This window comes from Komagataeibacter xylinus, from assembly GCF_009834365.1.
Classification (GTDB): Bacteria; Pseudomonadota; Alphaproteobacteria; order Acetobacterales; family Acetobacteraceae; genus Komagataeibacter; species Komagataeibacter xylinus_D.
On the sequence record NZ_CP041348.1, the window covers coordinates 3270598 to 3288890 of the forward strand.

Below are 18293 nucleotides of genomic sequence, written 5' to 3' on the forward strand. Positions count from 1 at the left end.
TGTCAGTCCCCTTTGCGCGCGCTGACGGCCGATACCCCCATGCCCGACGACCGGGATGGCGAGAGGGTCTGGATATAGGCAATCAGGGCCGCTACATCCTCCTCCCCCAGCACGCCGCGATAGGATGGCATCCGGGTAGCATAGGTTGCCGCCTGCCTGCGCGCGGGCCCAGTGTGAAGGATGGCATCGTGCAGGAACGCGTTATCCACCCGCATGCGCTGGCCATCCGCGCCGGTAACCTCGCTGCCATACAGCCCCACCATGGACGGCGCGCGACTGGTATCATCTGCACCGGGGGCATAAAGCTGTGATACATGGCAGCCGCTGCATCCGTTGTGGATGAACAGGGCTTCCCCCTTTGTCGCAAGGCTGCCGCTGGCAGGGGTCTGGCCCAGCCAGTTGGCATAATCGGTCGGGGTCAGGACAATCAGGGTGCCGGTCATGCGCGAATGCCCGATGCCACAGAACTGCGTGCAGTAAAAACGGAATGCCCCTGCCTGTGTCGCGGTGAACCACAGGCTCTGGTACCGGCCGGGCAGCACGTCATGCTTGATGCGCAGCACCGGAATCGAGAAATCATGAATAACATCTTCCGACGTGAGCAGAAGTTGCACCGGCCGCCCCAGAGGCACATGCAGCGCATTGATTTCACGCTGGCCACCGGGATACTGGACCTTCCACATCCACTGCTTGCCCGTCACATAAATCTGGATGGCACCCTGTGGCGGCTGAAACCCCACCACGTAAAGCCGTGCCGCCCACAGGAACAGTGCGAAGAAAACAGCCAGCGTGGTTGCGGTCCAGCCAATCTCGAAACGCCAGCTTTTATGGGCCACCGTCTCCGCCGACACGGGCACCCTGCTGCCAACGCGGAAGCGGATGATGTTGAGCATCATCAGCCCGAATACCAGCCCGAGTACCGCCAGGCTGATGAGCAGCAGCCCCGCCAGCAGGATATCGACCCGGCTGGCATGGGCCGATGCTTCGGGCAGCCAGTTCATCGCCGCCCCCGCCAGTGCGCCATGCCCAGCAGGGTAGCCAGCATCAGCACGGTCAGCACGCCACCAAGTTTCAGCAGTTTTTCCACTGCCAGCGTATAACGTCCGGTCGTTTCATCGTAATGAAAACACAGAAGCAGGATGGGAGAGGCACTGGCCTGCTCGCCGCGCGCGGCGTGGACCACGGCCTGCCTTACGTCACCCGGCCGGTAACCGATACCCAGCACATACCCCGATACAATGCCTGCCGGGGTTATGAACACCAGCCCCATGGGGTGCAGGTACTGGTGCAGTTTTTCGTCATAGCGCGCGTGAAACCCCACCGCGCGCGACAGGCGCCGGATGCTGGCGGGCGCACCGGTCACGAAATGCCATCCCTGCCCCGCCCCCGGGTCGGGAAAACGCGCCAGATCTTCCGCCAGCGCCTGCCGCGCCGTAAAGCGTGTTTCCGCCGGGTCGATGCTGACAACCAGCAGCGTGTAATCCGCTGGCGTTTTCAGCCCTCCTCGCGCCAGCGCGTCCAGCAGGTCGGTGCGTTCAAGCTCACACATGTTGGGACAGGCATAATATCCCATTGATACAATGGTCGCCCCACGGCCCAGAAAGGCCCTGAGTGGCCGGGTCTGGCCAGACGTATCGGTAAAGGTCGCATCAAGCGGCAGTACTGTGCCCTGCCGTGGGGTAAAAGCCAGTGCCTGCAATGTATCCTGCGCCGCGGCAGGCTGTATCCACCATGCCGTTACGGCACAGGCCAGCACGACTGCCAGCACCATGCCATGGCGCAACAGGGGCGCATGGTACCCCATCATGGTGCAGCCTGCGTGTCTGCCGGCCAGCCGGGAATGCCCTCGCGGGCAATTTCCTGCATGGCCTGATCAATCGGAATATGGCCGATACCCCCGTCCGTGTCCGTCCAGCCGAAACTGTTCAGGGCGTGTTCCTCACGTGCTGCAAACGCCGCCATGTCCGCTACCGGATCGGATTGCAGCCGGGGTTCGGCAACGACCGGGAAAGGCGGCTTGAGCAGGCGATCAAGTGATTTTTGCGGAAACAGCATATCCGCCGCCACCACAAGCCCGCCCACCGCCAGACCGATGGCCAGCCCCCCGATCATGACTGCGCGGAAGGAAACATCGCGTGTTTCATGCCCGGATGGCGGTGCGCCAGATTGGGATTTCTGCTCAGGCATGGACATCTTTCCCCTCGGGTCTGCGCGCTGAGAAAGGCACCTGTATCGTGGGGCGGAAAGCCAGAAAAATGCTCGCACTGCCAAAGAAGGCAAGCGACAGCAGCACGGGCAGAACCACGTATGCGGATGACAGGCCAGGCAGCACCAGCCAGAAATTACGCACTACCTCTATGCCCACCAGCAACCCGGCCACTGCAATAACGACAGGCCGCAGCGCCTGTAATCGCGGCAGGGCCAGCAGCACAAACGGCAGGATAAAGTGCAGCCCCACGATACACAGTGCCACCAGCCCCCACCCGCCGCGCAGCCGCGGGCCATACCATGCGGCCTCCACCGGCAGGTTGGACTGCCACACAATCAGGAACTGCATGAAATCCAGATAGGCCCATAGCACCGTAAGCCCCAGCAGCAGGCGCGCCAGATCCCGCAATTCCGCCGTGTTGGCCTGCGCTGCATCCAGCACGATCCCGATCGCGAACGCCAGAAGCACGGCCCCCGCAGAGGCCACCAGTCCGTAAGCGCTGGAGCAGAAATGCGGATCAAGCGATTCCGTAAGGTCGATTGCCGCGAAGCCTGATGTAAAACCCAGCACGATCAGCCCGGCAGGTGCCACCCGCTCCAGATCCCGCCCACGCAGGCAGATCACCCCCAGTGTGCCCCACGCAACCACATAGATTGCCACCCGTGCCAGCGCGGCAGGCATGTTGAGATAGAAGCCGTTTGCCAGCGGCATGGCCCTGTCCGGGTGCAGCCACGGGTACAGGTAGCGTGCGCCCAGCATCACGCCCCCCAGCGCGGGCAGGCCCAGCGGGAGCGTCGCAGTTCCGGCGCGCAGGGCAGGATGCAGGATTTCCCCCCAGCGCCCGCCCGTAAGGGCATGCACCAGCATGAGCGCCATGCTGCCCAGCGGCCAGCCAAGCCACGCCGCCCCGACGGCAAGCCATGCGGGAAATGCGGCGGCTGGCATCCAGATGGCAGCAACCACTACGCCAGCCAGCGCAACAGGTGCCACCACAAGTGTGCTGTACCGGGCGCGGTTCATGGCCGGGTAGCCCGCTGGGCAGGGGTCATGTCGGCCAGCATGGCCTGCTGGCTGCGGCGCAGCGCGTACAGATAGGCCACGATGGCCCAGCGGTCATCGGGCATGATCCGCTGGGCAAAGCCATACATCACGCCCTGCCCCGATGTGATGATGGCATAAAGCTGCTCCGGTGTGGCGCTGCGTGTCGGGGCGGCAGCAAGGGGCAGCGGTGCGGGAAAACCCCGCTGCACCACCATGCCGTCGCCCTGCCCCGTCTGTGCATGGCACGGTGCGCAGAAGGCGTGGTATTCACTACGCCCGCGCTGCAGCAGGGCCAGGGTCAGGGCTGGCGCAGGATGTGGAGCGTCGTGATATTCTACACTGTCCTGCACCACATCCGCCGGCGCGCTGCGGGCGCTGGCATAAGGGTTTTCCTTGTGCTGTTTTGACATGTCATCGCACCCGGCAGCCAGCAGCAGCAGCGCACCGGGAATCATGTGCAGCGGCCACGGGCGCTTCATGGGCCGATTTCCTCAATTCTCAGCGCACCGTGGCGGGCGAGCGTATCGCGCACCTGCCCGTTATCGGCCCCGCGCACCACAGCCACATGGCCGCCTGTCATAACATCCTGCATGCTCCCGGCCTCATCCACAGGGTCGTAAAGACGTGGCAGGCGCACGGCTATGAAGTAACCGATAATTCCCGCCAGGATGGCCCCCATGACCGCGAGTTCAAAACTGGCCGGGATGTAGGAAGGCCATGAAAAATCTGGCCTGCCGCCAATATCCTGCGGATAGGCCAGTGTCGTGGCATAGACCTGCATGCCAAAGCCCCCCACGCCGCCCACCATACCTCCACCCAGCATGACCAGCGGCAGGATGGAGGATGTGCCCATCCCGGATGGTGGGGCCGCCCCATAGGTTTCAACCCTGCAGGCCCGGTCGCGCCGCAGTTCGACCGCAGCCTCATGCAGCGCGCTTTCGGTAGCGAAGGCCGCGATGATCATGGCCGGTTACCGAGCATGGTGCGCATCTCGGCCATGGCAAGCATGGGCATGAAGCGCACGAGCAGGAGAAAGGTTGTCAGGAACAGCCCGATACTGCCAGCCAGCAGGCTCCATTCCCACACGGTGGGCGTGTACTGCCCCCAAGCGGAAAGAAGCTGCGTGCGTGCAAGACTGCTCACGATGATCTGGAAGCGTTCAAGCCACATGCCGATGAGCACGCCCAGACAGATCAGCCATATCACTGGCTGGTTAAGCCTGACCGTTCGCCACCATAACAGTTGCGGGAACACTATATTGAGCACGATCGTGCCCCAGTAGATGGGTGCGTACAGGCCATGAAGCCGGAAGGCGAACATGACCCTGTCTGCCGAGTCTGGCCCGTAATATGTTGAAAACACATCCATCACATAGGCGTAGGCCACGCACAGGCTGCTGGTGAGCAGCAGGCACCCCAGTATGTTGATGTGCCGCGACGTGATGTAGGGCTGCAGCCCCATGGCCGGGCGGAGTGGTATGACCGCCATCAGCACGATGGCAAAACCCGACAGGGCGGCCCCGAATACAAAGAACGGCGGAAACTGGGTTGAATGCCACCCCGGCGTGGCACCCCCCGCAAAATCCATGCCGACAATACTGTGAACAGAGACAACCAGCGGCGCCATCAGTGCGGCCATGACCCCATAAACAGGCTGGTAATGCCGCCACTGCTGCCCCGAGCCACGAAACCCCAGCGCCAGCACCCCGTAGAACACGCGCTGCCAGCGCTTTTGCGCCCGGTCGCGCAGGGTGGCCAGATCAGGCAGCAGCCCGAAATACCAGAACACGATCGAGCACAGCACATAGGCCAGGATGGCAAAGAAATCCCATACCAGCGGACTGCGGAACTGGGCCCACAGCCCCATGGTATTGGGATAGGGAAACAGCCAGTAGAAAAAACGTGGCCGCCCCAGATGCAGGATGGGAAATATGGCCGCGCACAGGGCAGCACACAGGGTCAGGCTTTCGGCCAGACGGTTGAGCGAGGTACGCCACGGTGCGCGCAGCAGGAAGAACAGGGCCGAAATGAACGTCCCGCCCGAGGCAATGGCGATCCACCAGACGTAATTGAGGATGTCAAACCCCCACGCCACGGGCCAGTCGATGCCCCATATGCCCAGGCCCGCATAAAACAGCCACGCAACGGAGATGACACCCATGCCCAGCAGCGACAGGGCAAAGCCAAGGCCCAGCCACCACCATAGCGGCGTCCAGCCCGCCTCGCCCTCATGCAGGGTGGTGGCGCAGATATGTTCCGTCAGGGAGTGTGGTGTCTCGTTGGGGAAGATGAACGGATCATCTTCCATCCCGGCACCGGCTTCCCCTTTCATGACGGGATGGCCGGATTGCGGTTGAGGATACGCCCCTCATAGGTCACGCGCGGGTGCGTGCCCTGTTCGGGCAGGGCGGCATAGGTAAGCGGGCTGGCCTTGCGGCGTGTCACTTCGGCTGCGGGGTCGTTGATATCCCCGAAGCTTATGGCCTGTGTGGGGCATGCGGCCTGACAGGCGGTGACCACATGCTCGCCTGTTCCATCGCGATCGGCGGCAATGCGGGCCTGGGCAATGCGCTGCACGCAGAAGGTACATTTTTCCATAACACCCCGCGCCCTGACCGAAACATCGGGGTTGCGGCTGATAGCGGGCCTGCTTTCGGTTGCAGCAAAAGCGAAATAATTGAACCGCCTGACCTTGTAGGGGCAGTTGTTGGAGCAGAATTTCGTGCCGATACACCGATTATAGACCATGACATTCAGGCCTTCAGAATCATGCGTCGTGGCTCCCACCGGACAGACGGTCTCGCACGGAGCCTGTTCGCAATGCATGCAGAGCATCGGCTGGAAGAACGTATCGGGCGCCTGCTCCGTTCCTTCATAGAAACGGTCAATCCGCAGCCAGTGCATCTCGCGCTGGCGCAGCACCTCGTCACGGCCGACCACGGGGATGTTGTTTTCCACCTGGCAGGCGGTTACACACGCGTTGCAGCCAATACAGGCATTGAGGTCAATACTCATGCCCCAGGCCACCGGCGCATCGGGTTCACGGCGGTACAGCGTGTCCTGTGCCTCTGGCGTGCCTGCAAGGAAATCCGGGCGATCATGAAACTGTGCCAGCGTGCCACGCCGCGCCACGTCGGATGGGGCGGCATCAATAAGCGTGGCGTGATGTTCCGTGCTCGCAACAGCCACGCTGCCCCCGCGCGCTGCCTCGATCCGCACAGGACCAGTTGCATCACGGAACGGATAAAGATCGCAGCCCACGTTGCTGCCCGTCTCGCCTGCATGGCGGCGGCCCCACCCCAGCAGCCCGACCACACAGCCTGTCGCCTGCCCCGGCTGTATCCATACGGGTAGCTGCGCGCGGGTTGTGCCGCAGGTCAGGGTGACCCTGTCGCCATTATGCAGGTTCATGGCCTGCGCCATATCTGGCGGGATCAGCAGCGGGTTGTCCCATACCACCTTGCTCAGAGGGCGCGGAAGTTCCTGCAGCCATGGGTTGCTGGCCCCGCGCCCATCCCACAGGTAAGGATCAGGTCGCAGCAGCAGCACAGGCCCTGCGGGCGTGCGGGGAAAAGCAGGCGACGCCACGCGTATCGCAGCCTGCCGCAGGGGGGCATCCACCCGTCGTGAGGCCGTTCCCGTAATGATCCCGGCCGCAAGGGCATCATGCCAGTCACGCGATGACGGAAACTGGTCGCGCCATGTACCGCGCACCATGTCCATGGCCGGGCGCAAGGGCTGGCCCAGGCAGGCATGGAGCGCGCTGAGTGCGTTCATCCCGCCATAAAGTGGCATGGCCTGCGGCTGGATAAGGGCAACGGTGCCATCATGCCCGCGTGCGTCGCCCCATTCCTCCATCGCATGCGCAAGGGGCACATGCCAGTGTGCGGCCAGTGAAGTCTCATGCGGGCGGTCTGACAGGGCAATGCTGGTGGGCACATGCTTCAGTGCCGCGGCAAAGCGGGGTGACTGGCAGGCCGGGTTTACGTCCAGCATCAGCAACGCCTGAACCGCACCACGTTCCATATCATCCATCAACGTCTTCAGGGAGCCAGTAGGAACGGCGGGCTGGTACAGGGAGGATTCGGCAACATTGAACACCTGCCCCCGTCCGCCCAGTGCTTCGTTCATGGCCAGTACGGCAGCCTGTGCTTCGGGCGGGTAATCGGGGCCGAGGTGCACGAAAGCCCGGCCGGGGTGGGCACGCAGGTCAGCCACCACGGGAGCAAGCCAGTCAGGCCCGCCCGATGGCGCGTCATTCTGTAAAATCCGGGCCGACAGGCGCCCGATCACCTCATTCATCATGGCGGGTGCTGCAATGAAGCGATGGTCCGCCGCAACGCCTGTCAGTGACGGTGTGGGCTCCACCGCATAAAGCCGGTTCATGGTGCTGTTGACCGGATTGCGGCGCGCGGCAAAGGCGCGGGCATGGCTCAGGTGCCCCGGTGCGCTATCGAGCAGGTCACTATCCAGTGCGAGCAGCACATCCGCCTGCGCCGGATCGACAATAACCGAGGTCGGCAGGCCATAAGCCAGACCAAGGCCCCGTGTTACGTTCTCACGCCCGATCGCATCCCATTCATGCCATACCGCGCCGGGAAAAGCGGCAAGAACCTGCTCGATCGTCCGGCCCAGCGTGGGAGAGGTGACTGTTCCGGTCAGGATACGCAGGCCCTCGCCCGCCTGTGTGCCATCAGGGCGCCGGGTCATGGCAGTTGCGCGCATCTTCTGCATGGCAGCGGCCAGATCCGGCCATGAGGTCGGCATGCCTTTGTGGAGCGGGCCCGTGGCGCGGTCGGGATCATAAAAATCGTACACAAGCGCCTGGGCCATCACATCAGTGGCACCCAGGCTGCTGGGGTGGCCGGGATTGCCCTCTACCTTGATCGGCCGCCCCATCTGGTGTGTGACCAGAATTCCCTCCGCATAACCATCACGCACATGAGCCGTGGCGTAAACATTGGGCAGACCGGGCACCACACCTTCCGCCGCGCGCACGGCCGAGACGAAACCCCGGTCAGGCGTGCCGGGGTCACAGCCAGCCACCCCGCCACTGGCCAGCGCAAGCCCCAGCAGCCTGAGCATGCGCCGCCGGTCCAGCGTGTGCGACAGCACGGATTCAAGCTGGGGAAAATGGCGGATGAGCGCCCTGTCCGACATTTCGATAGCGCTGCGTGGCGCTTTCCCTACCGGTGGCATATCGAGCATTCCGTAAGGTTGCGCCTGCCAAGATGGTACCGTGCCATCAGGGCGGCTGGACCCGGTGTACCGGGATCGCGATGCCAGTCCATGTCGAATATGTTTTCCGCCGGGCGCAGGTTGGGACCGGGGTTGCGATGGCAGTCCACACAGAACTGCATCGTGAGTGTCCTGGCCTTGTAGGTCAGTGGCATGGCAGCAACATTGCCGTGACAGCTTTCGCAGCCTACCCCTTTGGCGACATGAATGCTGTGATTGAAATAGACATAGTCCGGCACATTGGTCACGCGCTGCCAGGTCATGGGAGTGTTCCTTAGCAAACTGTCGCGAACAGCCGCGAGCACTGCGGCATTCGTCCAGATCTGTGAATGGCACGTCATGCAGGTAAAGGTTGGTGGCAGGCTGGCCTGCGCGCTGCGTTCAACGCTGCTGTGGCAGAAGCGGCAATCAAGCCCCAGGCCTGCCACATGATGCTGGTGGCTGAAGGGAACCGGCTGTTCGACAGCCCAGCCCACATGCCGCTCATAATCGGAATACGGCCATGCAAACCACAGCAGGCACACACTTGTAACTACACAGGCAATGGCGGCGAGGCATGCCGTCATGATGATATTGGCGCGGGGGGTAAACGGTGCTCCCATCAGTCTGCGTTCCATCTGTGATGGCGACCTTCCGGACCTGGCTTTATCTGGTCACAGGCGGGCACGCTGCACGCTCGGGGTATCCCCCGGACAGAACGTCACTGCCGAAAAAAACGATCCCATCACAAGGCGGTGAATACTGCGCATATTCCGTCATGGGCAAAGCATACATCTGAAAATACAGCCTGTATGGCAATGCTACCCCGGTTACGAGGTATGATTATAAATTGTCTTTCTGCGGCAACTTGCGGACAGCAGGCCACGTTCACAGGCATGATTCCGATACCAATACAGGAGCGGATCATGAGCCTTAATGACAGGTCGCAGGGCGAGCCACCACCGCTGGCTGACAGAAGCCTCAAGCCCCCGTTCGCTACCCCTACGGAACGAAAACATGGGCTGCTGACGACGCTCATGGTGATTATTTTTCTGGGAGGGATAGCACTCGGGTGTCTGTTCTCACCGCATATTCCACTACCTAAATTCTAGCGCCTGTCAGACCTTGAATGACAGGACAGGCTGTATGACTATGTGCAATGAGCATGATGCCGTCTGTCTTTTCTGATTAATCCCGGAACCGCTGATCGAGAAGGTCTGCCCGGAAAGAACGATCCTGAAGTCGTCTGCCCGGATTAGGCTTACAGGTTCCGGCATCTGGTCGAAAACCTGTGAGCAAGGCACGGAGAGTGGCGGGCTGTGGCAACCCGATACGAGAAAACAGCCGCATCCTTCCTCTCCGTCCTTCTCATCGCTGCTACAGCAGACCATATCAGGACCTGACATCCGGTACGAATGACATGAGGCAACTGTAACCAGTTGCCCCTTCTTCCCGACAGGATGGATGCGCTGTTTCATATATACCCGATATCAGGCAGCGGCATGCTGGTTTACACTCATCCCGGCAATGTCCGTCAACTTCTGATCGGCGGATTTTTCTTCTTTAAGTGTCTGTTCCAGAACAGCCGCGCAGTCGGTGCGGCCAAGTTGCCGGGCATAGGCAATGAGGCTTCCGTAACGGGTTATTTCATAATGCTCGACAGCCTGGGCAGCCGAGAGCATGGCGGCGTCACGGACCTCGGGATCATCGCAATCGCTGATGATGTCCTTCGCCTCGGCAATGATTCCATCCATTGCCTGACAGGTCACACCTTTGACGGACTGGCCATGCATCTCGAAAACCTGCTCGAGCCTGCGTACGTGTTCGCGTGTTTCCGTCAGATGATGCTGGAACGCGGCCTTCAGTTCCGGTTCAGTGGCCTCTTCCGCCATGGTGGGCAGGTTTTTCACGATCTGGTTTTCGGCGTAATAGATGTCCTGAAGGGTATGCACGAACAGGTCATCAAGGGTTTTGATCGGTTTTGAGAACAGGCCCATTGATTTTCTCCATTCTCGAAAAGATGCTGCTCGCCTGATCGGCGCACGATCGTCGATGCATTGAGCGGAGCATTCAGATTCCGGGGGACGGCAGCAGATCGCTGACGTCCCCGGTATTCAACACCATGTCAGGTGTTCTTGTGGCTCTGCTGACCAGCTTTCACATGCTGTTCATGCGTGCCGCCCCGGGTGCCGGTGCCGTGTTCACCCTCGCCCTTCTCACCGTGCGATGTGCCGGTGTTCTTGTGGCTCTGTTCGCCGGCCTTGACGTGCTGTTCATGCGTGCCGCCGCGGGTGCCGGTGCTGTGGGTACCCTCGTTTTTCTCACCTTGCGACGTGCCGGCATTCTTGTGGCTCTGCTCGCCGGCCTTGACGTGCTGTTCATGGCTGCCGCCCTGATTTGCCATTTGTCCATTCCTTTTTTGCTGATAGGGAACGGTCGTTCAGCCGACCGTCGAACCACAAACTATCCGGCCTGAATTCAGTTTCAAAAATTCAGCAAAAAAATATTATTAAAAATAAAAACAAACGAAACCGGCTATATATACTGAAATTACATTCTTATTGCGAAATATTTAAATTGATGATTATTTCCCATAAATGCACGATAGAGTCACAAGCGGTCTGATGCAGGCTGATAGAGATGACATCCGCAGGAGGGTGGCGGGAGATTACTTTCAGTGCGCGGCATCGGCCTTTACCTGTAGAGCGCAAGCCTATACCCACGCCTGCCGGGTGGATCGCTCCTGGCATGCTTGCAATATCATTGCCGAAAGTTTTTTATGTCACAGTTCCAATATTCATCTGATGTATATTGATATGGGTTCATTCTCCCTACATCGAAACAAAGAATTACCGGTTATGGTGATGCCCGCCAGCCAGACGTCGCGCCAGTAAAAATTTCATGCATCCCTTTTCACGCATGAAGGCGCAACCGACACCCCCCTGATGCCTTAAACCCTTTACTGACCCAGACAAAACCAGATACCCACCGGAGCGATCTCCCATGACCCGTGAGTCTGTCGCCGTCCCGTGTCGCCTCCAGATCAATGGCCAGAACTCCTCTGCGGACCTGCCGCCATCCGTCACGTTACTTGACCTGCTGCGTGAGCGGCTTGACCTGACCGGCACAAAAAAAGGGGGGCGATCACGGCCAATGTGGCGCATGGCGTCGTATCGCATGACCGGAACTGCCCGATATCTGGCTCCAGCCCCATAAAACCGACCGATTTCCATTGCCCGGCCTGCACGCCGGGATGCCGCGCCAGGTCGCGACAGGAAGACTGGTGGGCCCACATAATGCAGCCGTCCCCGCCATCTCAGTTCAAAATGCATTTCCGCTTTTTTACCCTGTTCGGAATAGGCTATGGTCAGGAGGACGGTCTTGCCGCTTCGTATCCTTTACATCACTGCATGGCAGGTAGCAGCATGCACGGGCAGAAAGAACGGAACCAATATTCCCTTTCATGGCTTTTTATCCGAGCAAATGCACTGCATGCGGCCCGGTAATGGCCCCCTGCCCCGTTAATACCGACAGTTCGAGAAAAGGGATGGAACGATGGTGTCCACCGCGACAGCCCTCCTGCTAGCCAGATTTCAGTTTGCCTTTACGGTAGGGTTTCATATCGTTTTCCCCGCTTTTTCCATCGGGCTTGCAGCCTATCTGGCCGTGCTGGAAGGCACATGGCTGAAAACAGGCCGGCAGGTCTATCTCGATCTCTATCAATACTGGCTCAAGGTCTTTTCCATCGTCTTTGCCATGGGCGTCGTATCCGGGTTGGTCATGTCGTATGAATTCGGCACGAACTGGTCGGTCTTTTCACGCAAGGCCGGGCCAATTACCGGTGTGCTCCTGTCATACGAGGTGATGACGGCCTTTTTCCTCGAGGCCGGTTTTCTGGGTGTCATGCTGTTCGGCATGAACAAGGTGGGGCGCGGGCTGCATTTTGCGGCAACGTGCCTTGTCTCGCTTGGCACACTCATTTCCATGACATGGATCCTCGCCTCCAATTCATGGATGCAGACCCCGCGCGGCTATACGATCGAGCCGGGCACGGGCCGTTTCCTGCCGGCGGACTGGCTTGCCATCATCTTCAATCCCTCCTTCCCCTTCCGGCTGCTGCACATGGGGCTTGCGGCCTTCCTGTCGGTGGCCTTTGTGGTGGGTGCAACGGCTGCGGGGCATATGCTTGCCGCCCGCAGGCGGGGCGAGCAGGCCAGCGAGCCGGTGCGGGTCATGTTTTCCATGGCAATGTGGATGGCGACCATCATAGCCCCCCTGCAACTTGTTGCAGGCGACATGCATGGCCTGAACACCCTTGAGCACCAGCCCGCCAAAATCGCTGCTATGGAGGGGGACTGGACATCGGAAGACCATGCGCCAGAACTGCTGCTCGGCATTCCCAACATGAAGACGGAACATACGGATTATGCCGTGGGCATTCCGCTGCTCGGCTCCCTCATCCTGACCCACAGCCTTGATGGCAAAGTGCCGGGAATGAAGGATTTCCCGGCACAGGACCGGCCGCCTTCCTATATCATCTTCTTTACCTTCCGCATCATGGTGGCCCTTGGCATGGCCATGATCGGCATGGGGCTGTGGTCGCTCATCCTGCGGCGGCGGGGGCGGATCTATGACAGTGCAGCCCTGCACCGTGCGGCTGTCGTCATGGCGCCGGTGGGTTTTGTGGCGCTGCTGTGCGGCTGGGTTACGACCGAGGTCGGGCGGCAGCCCTGGACTGTCTATGGCCTGCTGCGCACAGAGAACAGTGTCTCCCCCCTTATGCTGCCCAGCATGGCCCTGACCATGACGGCATTCGTGGTGGTGTATTTCTTTGTATTCGGCTCCGGGCTGATCCTGCTTGTGCGCATGCTGCGCCATGCACCGCAGACCGGCGAGCAGGGCCCCACTACGGAAAATTCAGCCTCCGTGCTGGGTGCGCGCTCCCACCCGCACGAACTGCCGGGCCACGATACGCCACATGGTTCCGGCCCGGCCTGACACCCCCGTAAACCGCTATCAGGAGATGGAGCATGGACGGCGCAGCATACTGGCTACCTGTAATCTGGGGCGTGATCCTGGCGGCCGCGATCATGATCTATATCGTGCTCGACGGGTTTGACCTTGGCATCGGCATCCTGTTTGCCTTTGAGCGCAGGCGCGACAGCCGTGACATCATGGTCAACACCATTGCCCCGGTATGGGATGGGAACGAAACCTGGATGGTTTTTGGGGGAGCCGTGCTGTACGGGGTCTTTCCGGGGGCCTATTCCACCCTGCTGCCTGCCCTTTACCTGCCGGTCGTGACCATGCTGCTGGCCCTTATCTTCAGGGGGGTCGCGTTTGAATTCCGCGTCCTGACCCGTATCGGCGCAGGTAGCCGCTCAGCCTTCTGGGACTTCGGGTTCATGGCGGGTTCGGTCATTGCCGCGTTCTGTCAGGGGGCGATCGTGGGGGGCGTGATACAGGGCGTATCCACCACCGAAGGTTCTTTTTCCGGTGGCCCGGTAGACTGGCTGACCCCGTTCAGCGTGCTGTGCGGCATGTCAGTCGTGCTGGGCTATGCGCTGCTGGGGGCCTGCTGGCTGATCTGGCGCACGGAAGGCGCACTGCAGCAGCATTGCCGCGTTTGGGCGTTTCCCCTGGCACTGGCGCTACTGGCCTGTATCGTGGCCGTAAGCATATGGACCACACAACTGCACGCCCCTTACCTGCGGCGCTGGATTGCGTGGCCCAATATCCTGATCGTGGCGCCGGTGCCCATTCTGGTTGGTGTGCTGACAGCCATTTTCATGTGGGGATTACGCAACCGGCACCACATCACGCCCTTTTTGTGCACGCTGGGGCTGTTCTTCCTGTCGTTTTCCGGGCTGGGCATTACGGTATGGCCCCATGCCGTGCCGCCGGGGCTGACATTGTGGGATGTGTCCTCTCCGCCATCGAGCCAGGCATTTGAACTGGTGGGAACAGCCATCCTGCTGCCTGTCATCCTTGCCTACACGGTTTATTCCTACCGGGTGTTCCGTGGCAAGGTCACGGCAGATGACAGCTATCACTGAGGCAGGCACCGTGCGCGATCTCCCCTCGCCCGCAAAAAAGCAGACCACGCCCGGCCCGCTTGGCAGGCTGGGGTGGTTCGTCCTGATCTGGGCCACCAGCACGGCTGTTGTCATGCTGGTGGCCGAGGGGCTGCATGCCATGATCCCGCATTGAAAGGATGGAGCCATTTTCCGTACCCCGGTCAGATCACAGGCGTCCGTTCCAGCGATGTGGCATGACAGGACATGCTCCTCATCCGGAACAGAAGGATTTTTGCGGAACATGCCATGCCTTGCGCCATATCGCGGATGGTCACATGGCTGGTGAACGTCATATAGGATGACTGGACGATGTGTCCGGTTCGTTACCGGCAGGACCGCCTGCCCCCATACTGCCTCCGCCCATGTTTGCGCCTTCCATGCCGCCTGCGCCGCCGCCTTTTGCGCCACCATCCTTACCCCCTTCCCCCTTGTCACGACCGCCTGAAGCCGACGGACGGCTCGGCCCCTGCCGCGGAAGCTCCAGATCAGACGGGATGCGTTCAATATCCAGGGCCTTACGGATGAAGTTGCGCAGGGATACAACCAGATCATGTGTATGGACATTGCGGCCCTGCACCAGTTCGGATGCCGCCCTTACCGCCAGACGGACATGCTCCTCAGTGCCCAGCAGGATGATGTCGGACAGAGCGGCCTCGACAGCATCGCGAATGCGCCGGGCACGTTCTGAATTTCCTGACAGTTCGAGCGGCGCCATCTCCTGGCCACTGGCTTCACGAGATTTTATTTCTTTCAGATGGATCGGGCTGACACTCAGGTCTCCTGTAAATGAGCCCCCCAATGTTTTGTAAGCCGCAATCAATGTTCTGATACGCTCGTTGATCTGTCGGTTCAGGCGCTCCCTGCGCTGCTGGATTGTCAGCATCATGACCAGGCGGATGCCCACCCCGAGCAGGGTCAGTAATACGAGCCCGATAACCGTTATCAGGGCACTATGCCATGAACTGAAATCTACATTCCGCAAGGTGGTCTCCTTCTGGTTTGCCCTGATATACCCAAAGCGGCTGTTCCCCTGCCCTATTCGCTCCCCGTCCTGTTCCGCGAAGCGGCCTGACGCACCATTAACCCGACAACCAGCACGAACGCGAGGAACATGAAGCTGCTGCTCACGCTCAGGCTGGCACTGATCGCGCCTTTGTAGGCCTGCGTTACGTCTCCATGCGTGGCGGGGGAAAGCGTCTGGATCGCGGCCATGCCTTTTTCCAGAAATTCGGGCACGTCGATTTTTTCTGGCAGGACCTGAAGCCGGTTCTGCAGGGTCAGCGCCATCACGCCGCCCGAAAGCGCCACGCCAAGCGAGCCGCCAAGCGCACGGATGAAGGACATCATGGCCGTGGCGATACCGAGTGAACCCGTGGGCACGGCATTCTGGATCATGACCGTCGCATTGGGCATGCCAATTCCCATGCCCACGCCAAGACATCCCAGACTGAGCAGGAAGAACAAGGCAGGCGCGCCATGATGGGCACAGACCGCAATCAGGGTAAGTGCCGTGAATTCGATACCAACACCAACACAGAGCAGGAGCGTGTAGCGTTGCGTTCTGGATGAAACATATCCGCCCAGCACCGAACTGATCATCATCGTGCCCACCTGCGGCAGCATCATCAGTCCCGATGCCGCTGGCGTCTCACCAAGAACAAGCTGATAATAAAGGGGCAGGAAGATCATTGACCCCATCATGGCAAAAGACATTATCCCGGTCGCGGCGACGCATATGGAAAAAGTCGGAATACGCAGCAGGTCCAGACTGATGAGCGGCTCGGGCGCCCGTCGCTCCTGCCAGATGAACGCAACAAACAGAAGCGTCGCGCCCCCGAGAAGGAGAAATGTGAGCGGCGATGTCCATGCCAGAGTGGTGCCAAGGGCGTTGAACAGCAGCAGGAATCCTGCCGTGGCCATGCTCAGAAGGGCCGCGCCGGGATAATCGATGCGGGGCCTTGCCTCGGTCCGGCCAGCAGGCAGGCTCAGCATGATCAGCCCGAACGCGAGAAGCCCGATCGGCAGATTGACAAGAAAGACCCATCGCCAGGACAGCGCACCTGTCAGCACACCGCCCAGAAAGGGCCCCGCGACACTGCTGACCGCAAAGGCTCCGGTAAACAGCCCCTGATAACGCCCGCGCTGCTGGGGGGATACCATGTCGCCAATCACTGTCTGCGACAGTGTCATCAGGCCGCCTGCGCCCACGCCCTGAAGGCCGCGGAACACAATCAGCTGCCACATGTCCTGCGCAATGCCGCAGAGCAGCGAGGCGCCAAGAAACGAGCCTATGCTGAACGCCAGCAACGGTCGCCTGCCGAACATGTCGGACAGTTTGCCATACATTGGCGTAGCGATTGTGGAGGTGAGCATGAACGCCGTAACAACCCACGACATATGCGCCAGGCCACCAAGGTCGCTGACAATCGTGGGTAACGCAGTCGAGACGATGCTCTGGTCGAGCGCGCCCATGATCATGGTCAGGATAAGGCCGATGAAAACCAGCCGGCGTGTCGAAGGGCTATAGGCAGATGCCGTCTCTGCCACGGAAGATGACTGCACGAAAAAATCCTGTGATGACAAAAATGGGCTGCATGTCGCTGATGACGAACGCATGCACTCCCGGTTGCTTCAGTTATCGTAGCAAAGCAGGTTTGGCGCGATTCAAAATATGGCTTGAGGCGACTGATCCCGGACCGCACTGGCAGTGCGCCATAATAACCACATCTTCCGCAACGGGCAGCGCTGGGGCACGCATTTCTTTCAGGCTGACCCGGTCATTCTCCATGAATCAGCGCCAGAACAATTTATAATTATGTTAAGAGCGATAATGACAAAGCGGTTTATGGGACCCTGAAAGGTACCTTGCAACCCCTGCATTACCCTCCCCACTTCAATGCTTTATTTTCCGATACCGCCAGCGCAGGCTTTCATGAGTTCAAACCCGTTCTGCACGGCGGCCCCATATGCGGTGTTGTCATAAATCGTCCAGACCTCGGTGCCACGTGCGGCAAGTGCGGCAATGACTTCTGCATGGGCCTTTACGGCTGCCTGCGTATAACGTGACTTATAGATGTCCGGGGTGCCATGCAGCCGGAAATAGGCAAGCCCGCTCCAGCCGCCCGGTTGTGCCGCTGGGGCCGGGCGGGCGGGATCCGCTGCGACGCGTGATATCTGCAGCCCTGCCAGCATATGGTCTATCGCTGGCTGGAACCAGCTTTCATGTCTGGGTTCCACAACGATGGGCCCGGAAAACCTGCCCCGCAGATCATGGAAGAAACGCACGGCAATATCCCCGGAATAGGCAAAACTGGGGGGAAACTGAACCAGAACGGGGCCGCGTTTTTCACCAAGGCCATCCGTTTCCTCGGCAAAGCGGTCGATCAGCGCCTGACAGTCAACCAGACGGCGCTCATGCGTGATGGTTCGGGGCAATTTAACCGAGAAGCGGAACGCAGGCGGCACGCTGGCTGCCCAGCGCATATAAGTCGTGCGGCGGTGCGGGCGATAGAAGCTGGTATTGATCTCGACTGTCGAGAAATAAGAAGCATACCGTTCAAGTTGTGTGCCGGTAACGGGTAGCTGCAACGCTTTAGCCATCGGTGAAAAGGACGACCAGCCCGCAATACCGACCCGAATGGACATGACCTCTTCCTTCCCCATCAAGGCAATAACGGATTATCATAACCGGGTTTACAGCAATAAAGCATGTGAACGTGACGATATGAGGACGAGCAGGAGTCGAAGCAT

At 60.2% G+C, this 18293-nt stretch carries 18 protein-coding genes; 4 read left to right on the forward strand and 14 right to left on the reverse strand.

Annotated features, from left to right (window positions below; translation table 11 throughout):
• Nucleotides 1-2: 2 nt before the first annotated feature.
• From coxB to FMA36_RS15690, 11 genes are all read right to left on the reverse strand, one after another.
• On the reverse strand, nucleotides 3-1001 hold the full coding sequence (coxB, locus tag FMA36_RS15640) for a cytochrome c oxidase subunit II (RefSeq protein WP_159263209.1): 999 nt from the start codon (nucleotides 999-1001) through the stop codon (nucleotides 3-5).
• Entirely contained in the window at nucleotides 998-1807 is an 810-nt protein-coding gene (locus tag FMA36_RS15645; RefSeq protein WP_159263210.1) for an SCO family protein, read from the reverse strand. The genes coxB and FMA36_RS15645 overlap by 4 nt, the downstream gene beginning before the upstream one ends.
• Nucleotides 1804-2187 (reverse strand): hypothetical protein, encoded by a 384-nt coding sequence (locus FMA36_RS15650; RefSeq protein ID WP_240906411.1) that lies wholly within the window; start codon nucleotides 2185-2187, stop codon nucleotides 1804-1806. Before FMA36_RS15650 ends, FMA36_RS15645 begins: the two co-directional genes overlap by 4 nt.
• A complete protein-coding gene (locus FMA36_RS15655) occupies nucleotides 2180-3229 on the reverse strand; it encodes a hypothetical protein (RefSeq protein WP_159263211.1) in 1050 nt (349 codons plus the stop codon). Before FMA36_RS15655 ends, FMA36_RS15650 begins: the two co-directional genes overlap by 8 nt.
• Nucleotides 3226-3729, reverse strand: coding sequence for a c-type cytochrome (locus FMA36_RS15660; protein WP_159263212.1), 504 nt, complete (start codon nucleotides 3727-3729; stop codon nucleotides 3226-3228). Before FMA36_RS15660 ends, FMA36_RS15655 begins: the two co-directional genes overlap by 4 nt.
• The gene (locus tag FMA36_RS15665) at nucleotides 3726-4214 is read right to left on the reverse strand and encodes a quinol:electron acceptor oxidoreductase subunit ActD (protein WP_159263213.1); all 489 of its coding nucleotides are present in this window, start codon (nucleotides 4212-4214) and stop codon (nucleotides 3726-3728) included. Before FMA36_RS15665 ends, FMA36_RS15660 begins: the two co-directional genes overlap by 4 nt.
• A complete protein-coding gene (gene nrfD / locus FMA36_RS15670) occupies nucleotides 4211-5581 on the reverse strand; it encodes an NrfD/PsrC family molybdoenzyme membrane anchor subunit (protein ID WP_159263214.1) in 1371 nt (456 codons plus the stop codon). The genes FMA36_RS15665 and nrfD overlap by 4 nt, the downstream gene beginning before the upstream one ends.
• The gene (locus FMA36_RS15675; protein ID WP_240906412.1) at nucleotides 5578-8457 is read right to left on the reverse strand and encodes a 4Fe-4S dicluster domain-containing protein; all 2880 of its coding nucleotides are present in this window, start codon (nucleotides 8455-8457) and stop codon (nucleotides 5578-5580) included. The genes nrfD and FMA36_RS15675 overlap by 4 nt, the downstream gene beginning before the upstream one ends.
• Nucleotides 8436-9089: a cytochrome c3 family protein gene (locus tag FMA36_RS15680; RefSeq protein ID WP_240906413.1), complete on the reverse strand. Its 654-nt coding sequence runs from the start codon at nucleotides 9087-9089 to the stop codon at nucleotides 8436-8438. Before FMA36_RS15680 ends, FMA36_RS15675 begins: the two co-directional genes overlap by 22 nt.
• Nucleotides 9090-9956: 867 nt before the next feature.
• A complete protein-coding gene (locus FMA36_RS15685; RefSeq protein WP_159263216.1) occupies nucleotides 9957-10463 on the reverse strand; it encodes a YciE/YciF ferroxidase family protein in 507 nt (168 codons plus the stop codon).
• A gap of 128 nt (nucleotides 10464-10591) precedes the next feature.
• Nucleotides 10592-10870, reverse strand: coding sequence for a hypothetical protein (locus FMA36_RS15690; RefSeq protein WP_159263217.1), 279 nt, complete (start codon nucleotides 10868-10870; stop codon nucleotides 10592-10594).
• Nucleotides 10871-11469: 599 nt separating this feature from the next.
• On the opposite strand from FMA36_RS15690, the gene FMA36_RS15695 reads away from it, so the two are divergent.
• From FMA36_RS15695 to FMA36_RS19225, 4 genes are all read left to right on the forward strand, one after another.
• Nucleotides 11470-11682, forward strand: a complete 213-nt coding sequence (locus FMA36_RS15695; RefSeq protein ID WP_240906414.1) for a hypothetical protein — start codon at nucleotides 11470-11472, stop codon at nucleotides 11680-11682.
• Nucleotides 11683-12021: 339 nt separating this feature from the next.
• Nucleotides 12022-13464 carry a cytochrome ubiquinol oxidase subunit I gene (locus FMA36_RS15700; protein ID WP_159263218.1) on the forward strand — a complete coding sequence of 481 codons (1443 nt, stop codon included), beginning with the start codon at nucleotides 12022-12024 and terminating at the stop codon, nucleotides 13462-13464.
• Between the two features lie 32 nt (nucleotides 13465-13496).
• Nucleotides 13497-14522: a cytochrome d ubiquinol oxidase subunit II gene (cydB, locus tag FMA36_RS15705; protein ID WP_159263219.1), complete on the forward strand. Its 1026-nt coding sequence runs from the start codon at nucleotides 13497-13499 to the stop codon at nucleotides 14520-14522.
• Nucleotides 14506-14676, forward strand: a complete 171-nt coding sequence (locus FMA36_RS19225) for a hypothetical protein (RefSeq protein ID WP_167518039.1) — start codon at nucleotides 14506-14508, stop codon at nucleotides 14674-14676. The genes cydB and FMA36_RS19225 overlap by 17 nt, the downstream gene beginning before the upstream one ends.
• Nucleotides 14677-14832: 156 nt before the next feature.
• Here the strand turns inward: FMA36_RS19225 and FMA36_RS15710 are convergent, their stop codons facing one another.
• The 3 genes from FMA36_RS15710 to FMA36_RS15720 all read right to left on the reverse strand — a co-directional run bounded on the left by FMA36_RS15710 (nucleotide 14833) and on the right by FMA36_RS15720 (nucleotide 18188).
• On the reverse strand, nucleotides 14833-15525 hold the full coding sequence (locus FMA36_RS15710) for a hypothetical protein (protein ID WP_240906415.1): 693 nt from the start codon (nucleotides 15523-15525) through the stop codon (nucleotides 14833-14835).
• 53 nt (nucleotides 15526-15578) lie between these two features.
• On the reverse strand, nucleotides 15579-17105 hold the full coding sequence (locus tag FMA36_RS15715; protein ID WP_206065131.1) for an MDR family MFS transporter: 1527 nt from the start codon (nucleotides 17103-17105) through the stop codon (nucleotides 15579-15581).
• A gap of 339 nt (nucleotides 17106-17444) precedes the next feature.
• Nucleotides 17445-18188 (reverse strand): DUF72 domain-containing protein, encoded by a 744-nt coding sequence (locus FMA36_RS15720; RefSeq protein ID WP_159263222.1) that lies wholly within the window; start codon nucleotides 18186-18188, stop codon nucleotides 17445-17447.
• Nucleotides 18189-18293: the final 105 nt, after the last annotated feature.

Excerpts from the sequence above, each read along its gene's own strand:
- coxB (WP_159263209.1), bottom strand. The coding sequence starts at position 1,001 with ATGAACTGGCTGCCCGAAGCATCGGCCCATGCCAGCCGGGTCGATATC.
- FMA36_RS15645 (WP_159263210.1), bottom strand. The coding sequence starts at position 1,807 with ATGATGGGGTACCATGCGCCCCTGTTGCGCCATGGCATGGTGCTGGCA.
- FMA36_RS15650 (WP_240906411.1), bottom strand. The coding sequence starts at position 2,187 with ATGCCTGAGCAGAAATCCCAATCTGGCGCACCGCCATCCGGGCATGAA.
- FMA36_RS15655 (WP_159263211.1), bottom strand. The coding sequence starts at position 3,229 with ATGAACCGCGCCCGGTACAGCACACTTGTGGTGGCACCTGTTGCGCTG.
- FMA36_RS15660 (WP_159263212.1), bottom strand. The coding sequence starts at position 3,729 with ATGAAGCGCCCGTGGCCGCTGCACATGATTCCCGGTGCGCTGCTGCTG.
- FMA36_RS15665 (WP_159263213.1), bottom strand. The coding sequence starts at position 4,214 with ATGATCATCGCGGCCTTCGCTACCGAAAGCGCGCTGCATGAGGCTGCG.
- nrfD (WP_159263214.1), bottom strand. The coding sequence starts at position 5,581 with ATGAAAGGGGAAGCCGGTGCCGGGATGGAAGATGATCCGTTCATCTTC.
- FMA36_RS15675 (WP_240906412.1), bottom strand. The coding sequence starts at position 8,457 with ATGCTCGATATGCCACCGGTAGGGAAAGCGCCACGCAGCGCTATCGAA.
- FMA36_RS15680 (WP_240906413.1), bottom strand. The coding sequence starts at position 9,089 with ATGGGAGCACCGTTTACCCCCCGCGCCAATATCATCATGACGGCATGC.
- FMA36_RS15685 (WP_159263216.1), bottom strand. The coding sequence starts at position 10,463 with ATGGGCCTGTTCTCAAAACCGATCAAAACCCTTGATGACCTGTTCGTG.
- FMA36_RS15690 (WP_159263217.1), bottom strand. The coding sequence starts at position 10,870 with ATGGCAAATCAGGGCGGCAGCCATGAACAGCACGTCAAGGCCGGCGAG.
- FMA36_RS15695 (WP_240906414.1), top strand. The coding sequence starts at position 11,470 with ATGACCCGTGAGTCTGTCGCCGTCCCGTGTCGCCTCCAGATCAATGGC.
- FMA36_RS15700 (WP_159263218.1), top strand. The coding sequence starts at position 12,022 with ATGGTGTCCACCGCGACAGCCCTCCTGCTAGCCAGATTTCAGTTTGCC.
- cydB (WP_159263219.1), top strand. The coding sequence starts at position 13,497 with ATGGACGGCGCAGCATACTGGCTACCTGTAATCTGGGGCGTGATCCTG.
- FMA36_RS19225 (WP_167518039.1), top strand. The coding sequence starts at position 14,506 with ATGACAGCTATCACTGAGGCAGGCACCGTGCGCGATCTCCCCTCGCCC.
- FMA36_RS15720 (WP_159263222.1), bottom strand. The coding sequence starts at position 18,188 with ATGTCCATTCGGGTCGGTATTGCGGGCTGGTCGTCCTTTTCACCGATG.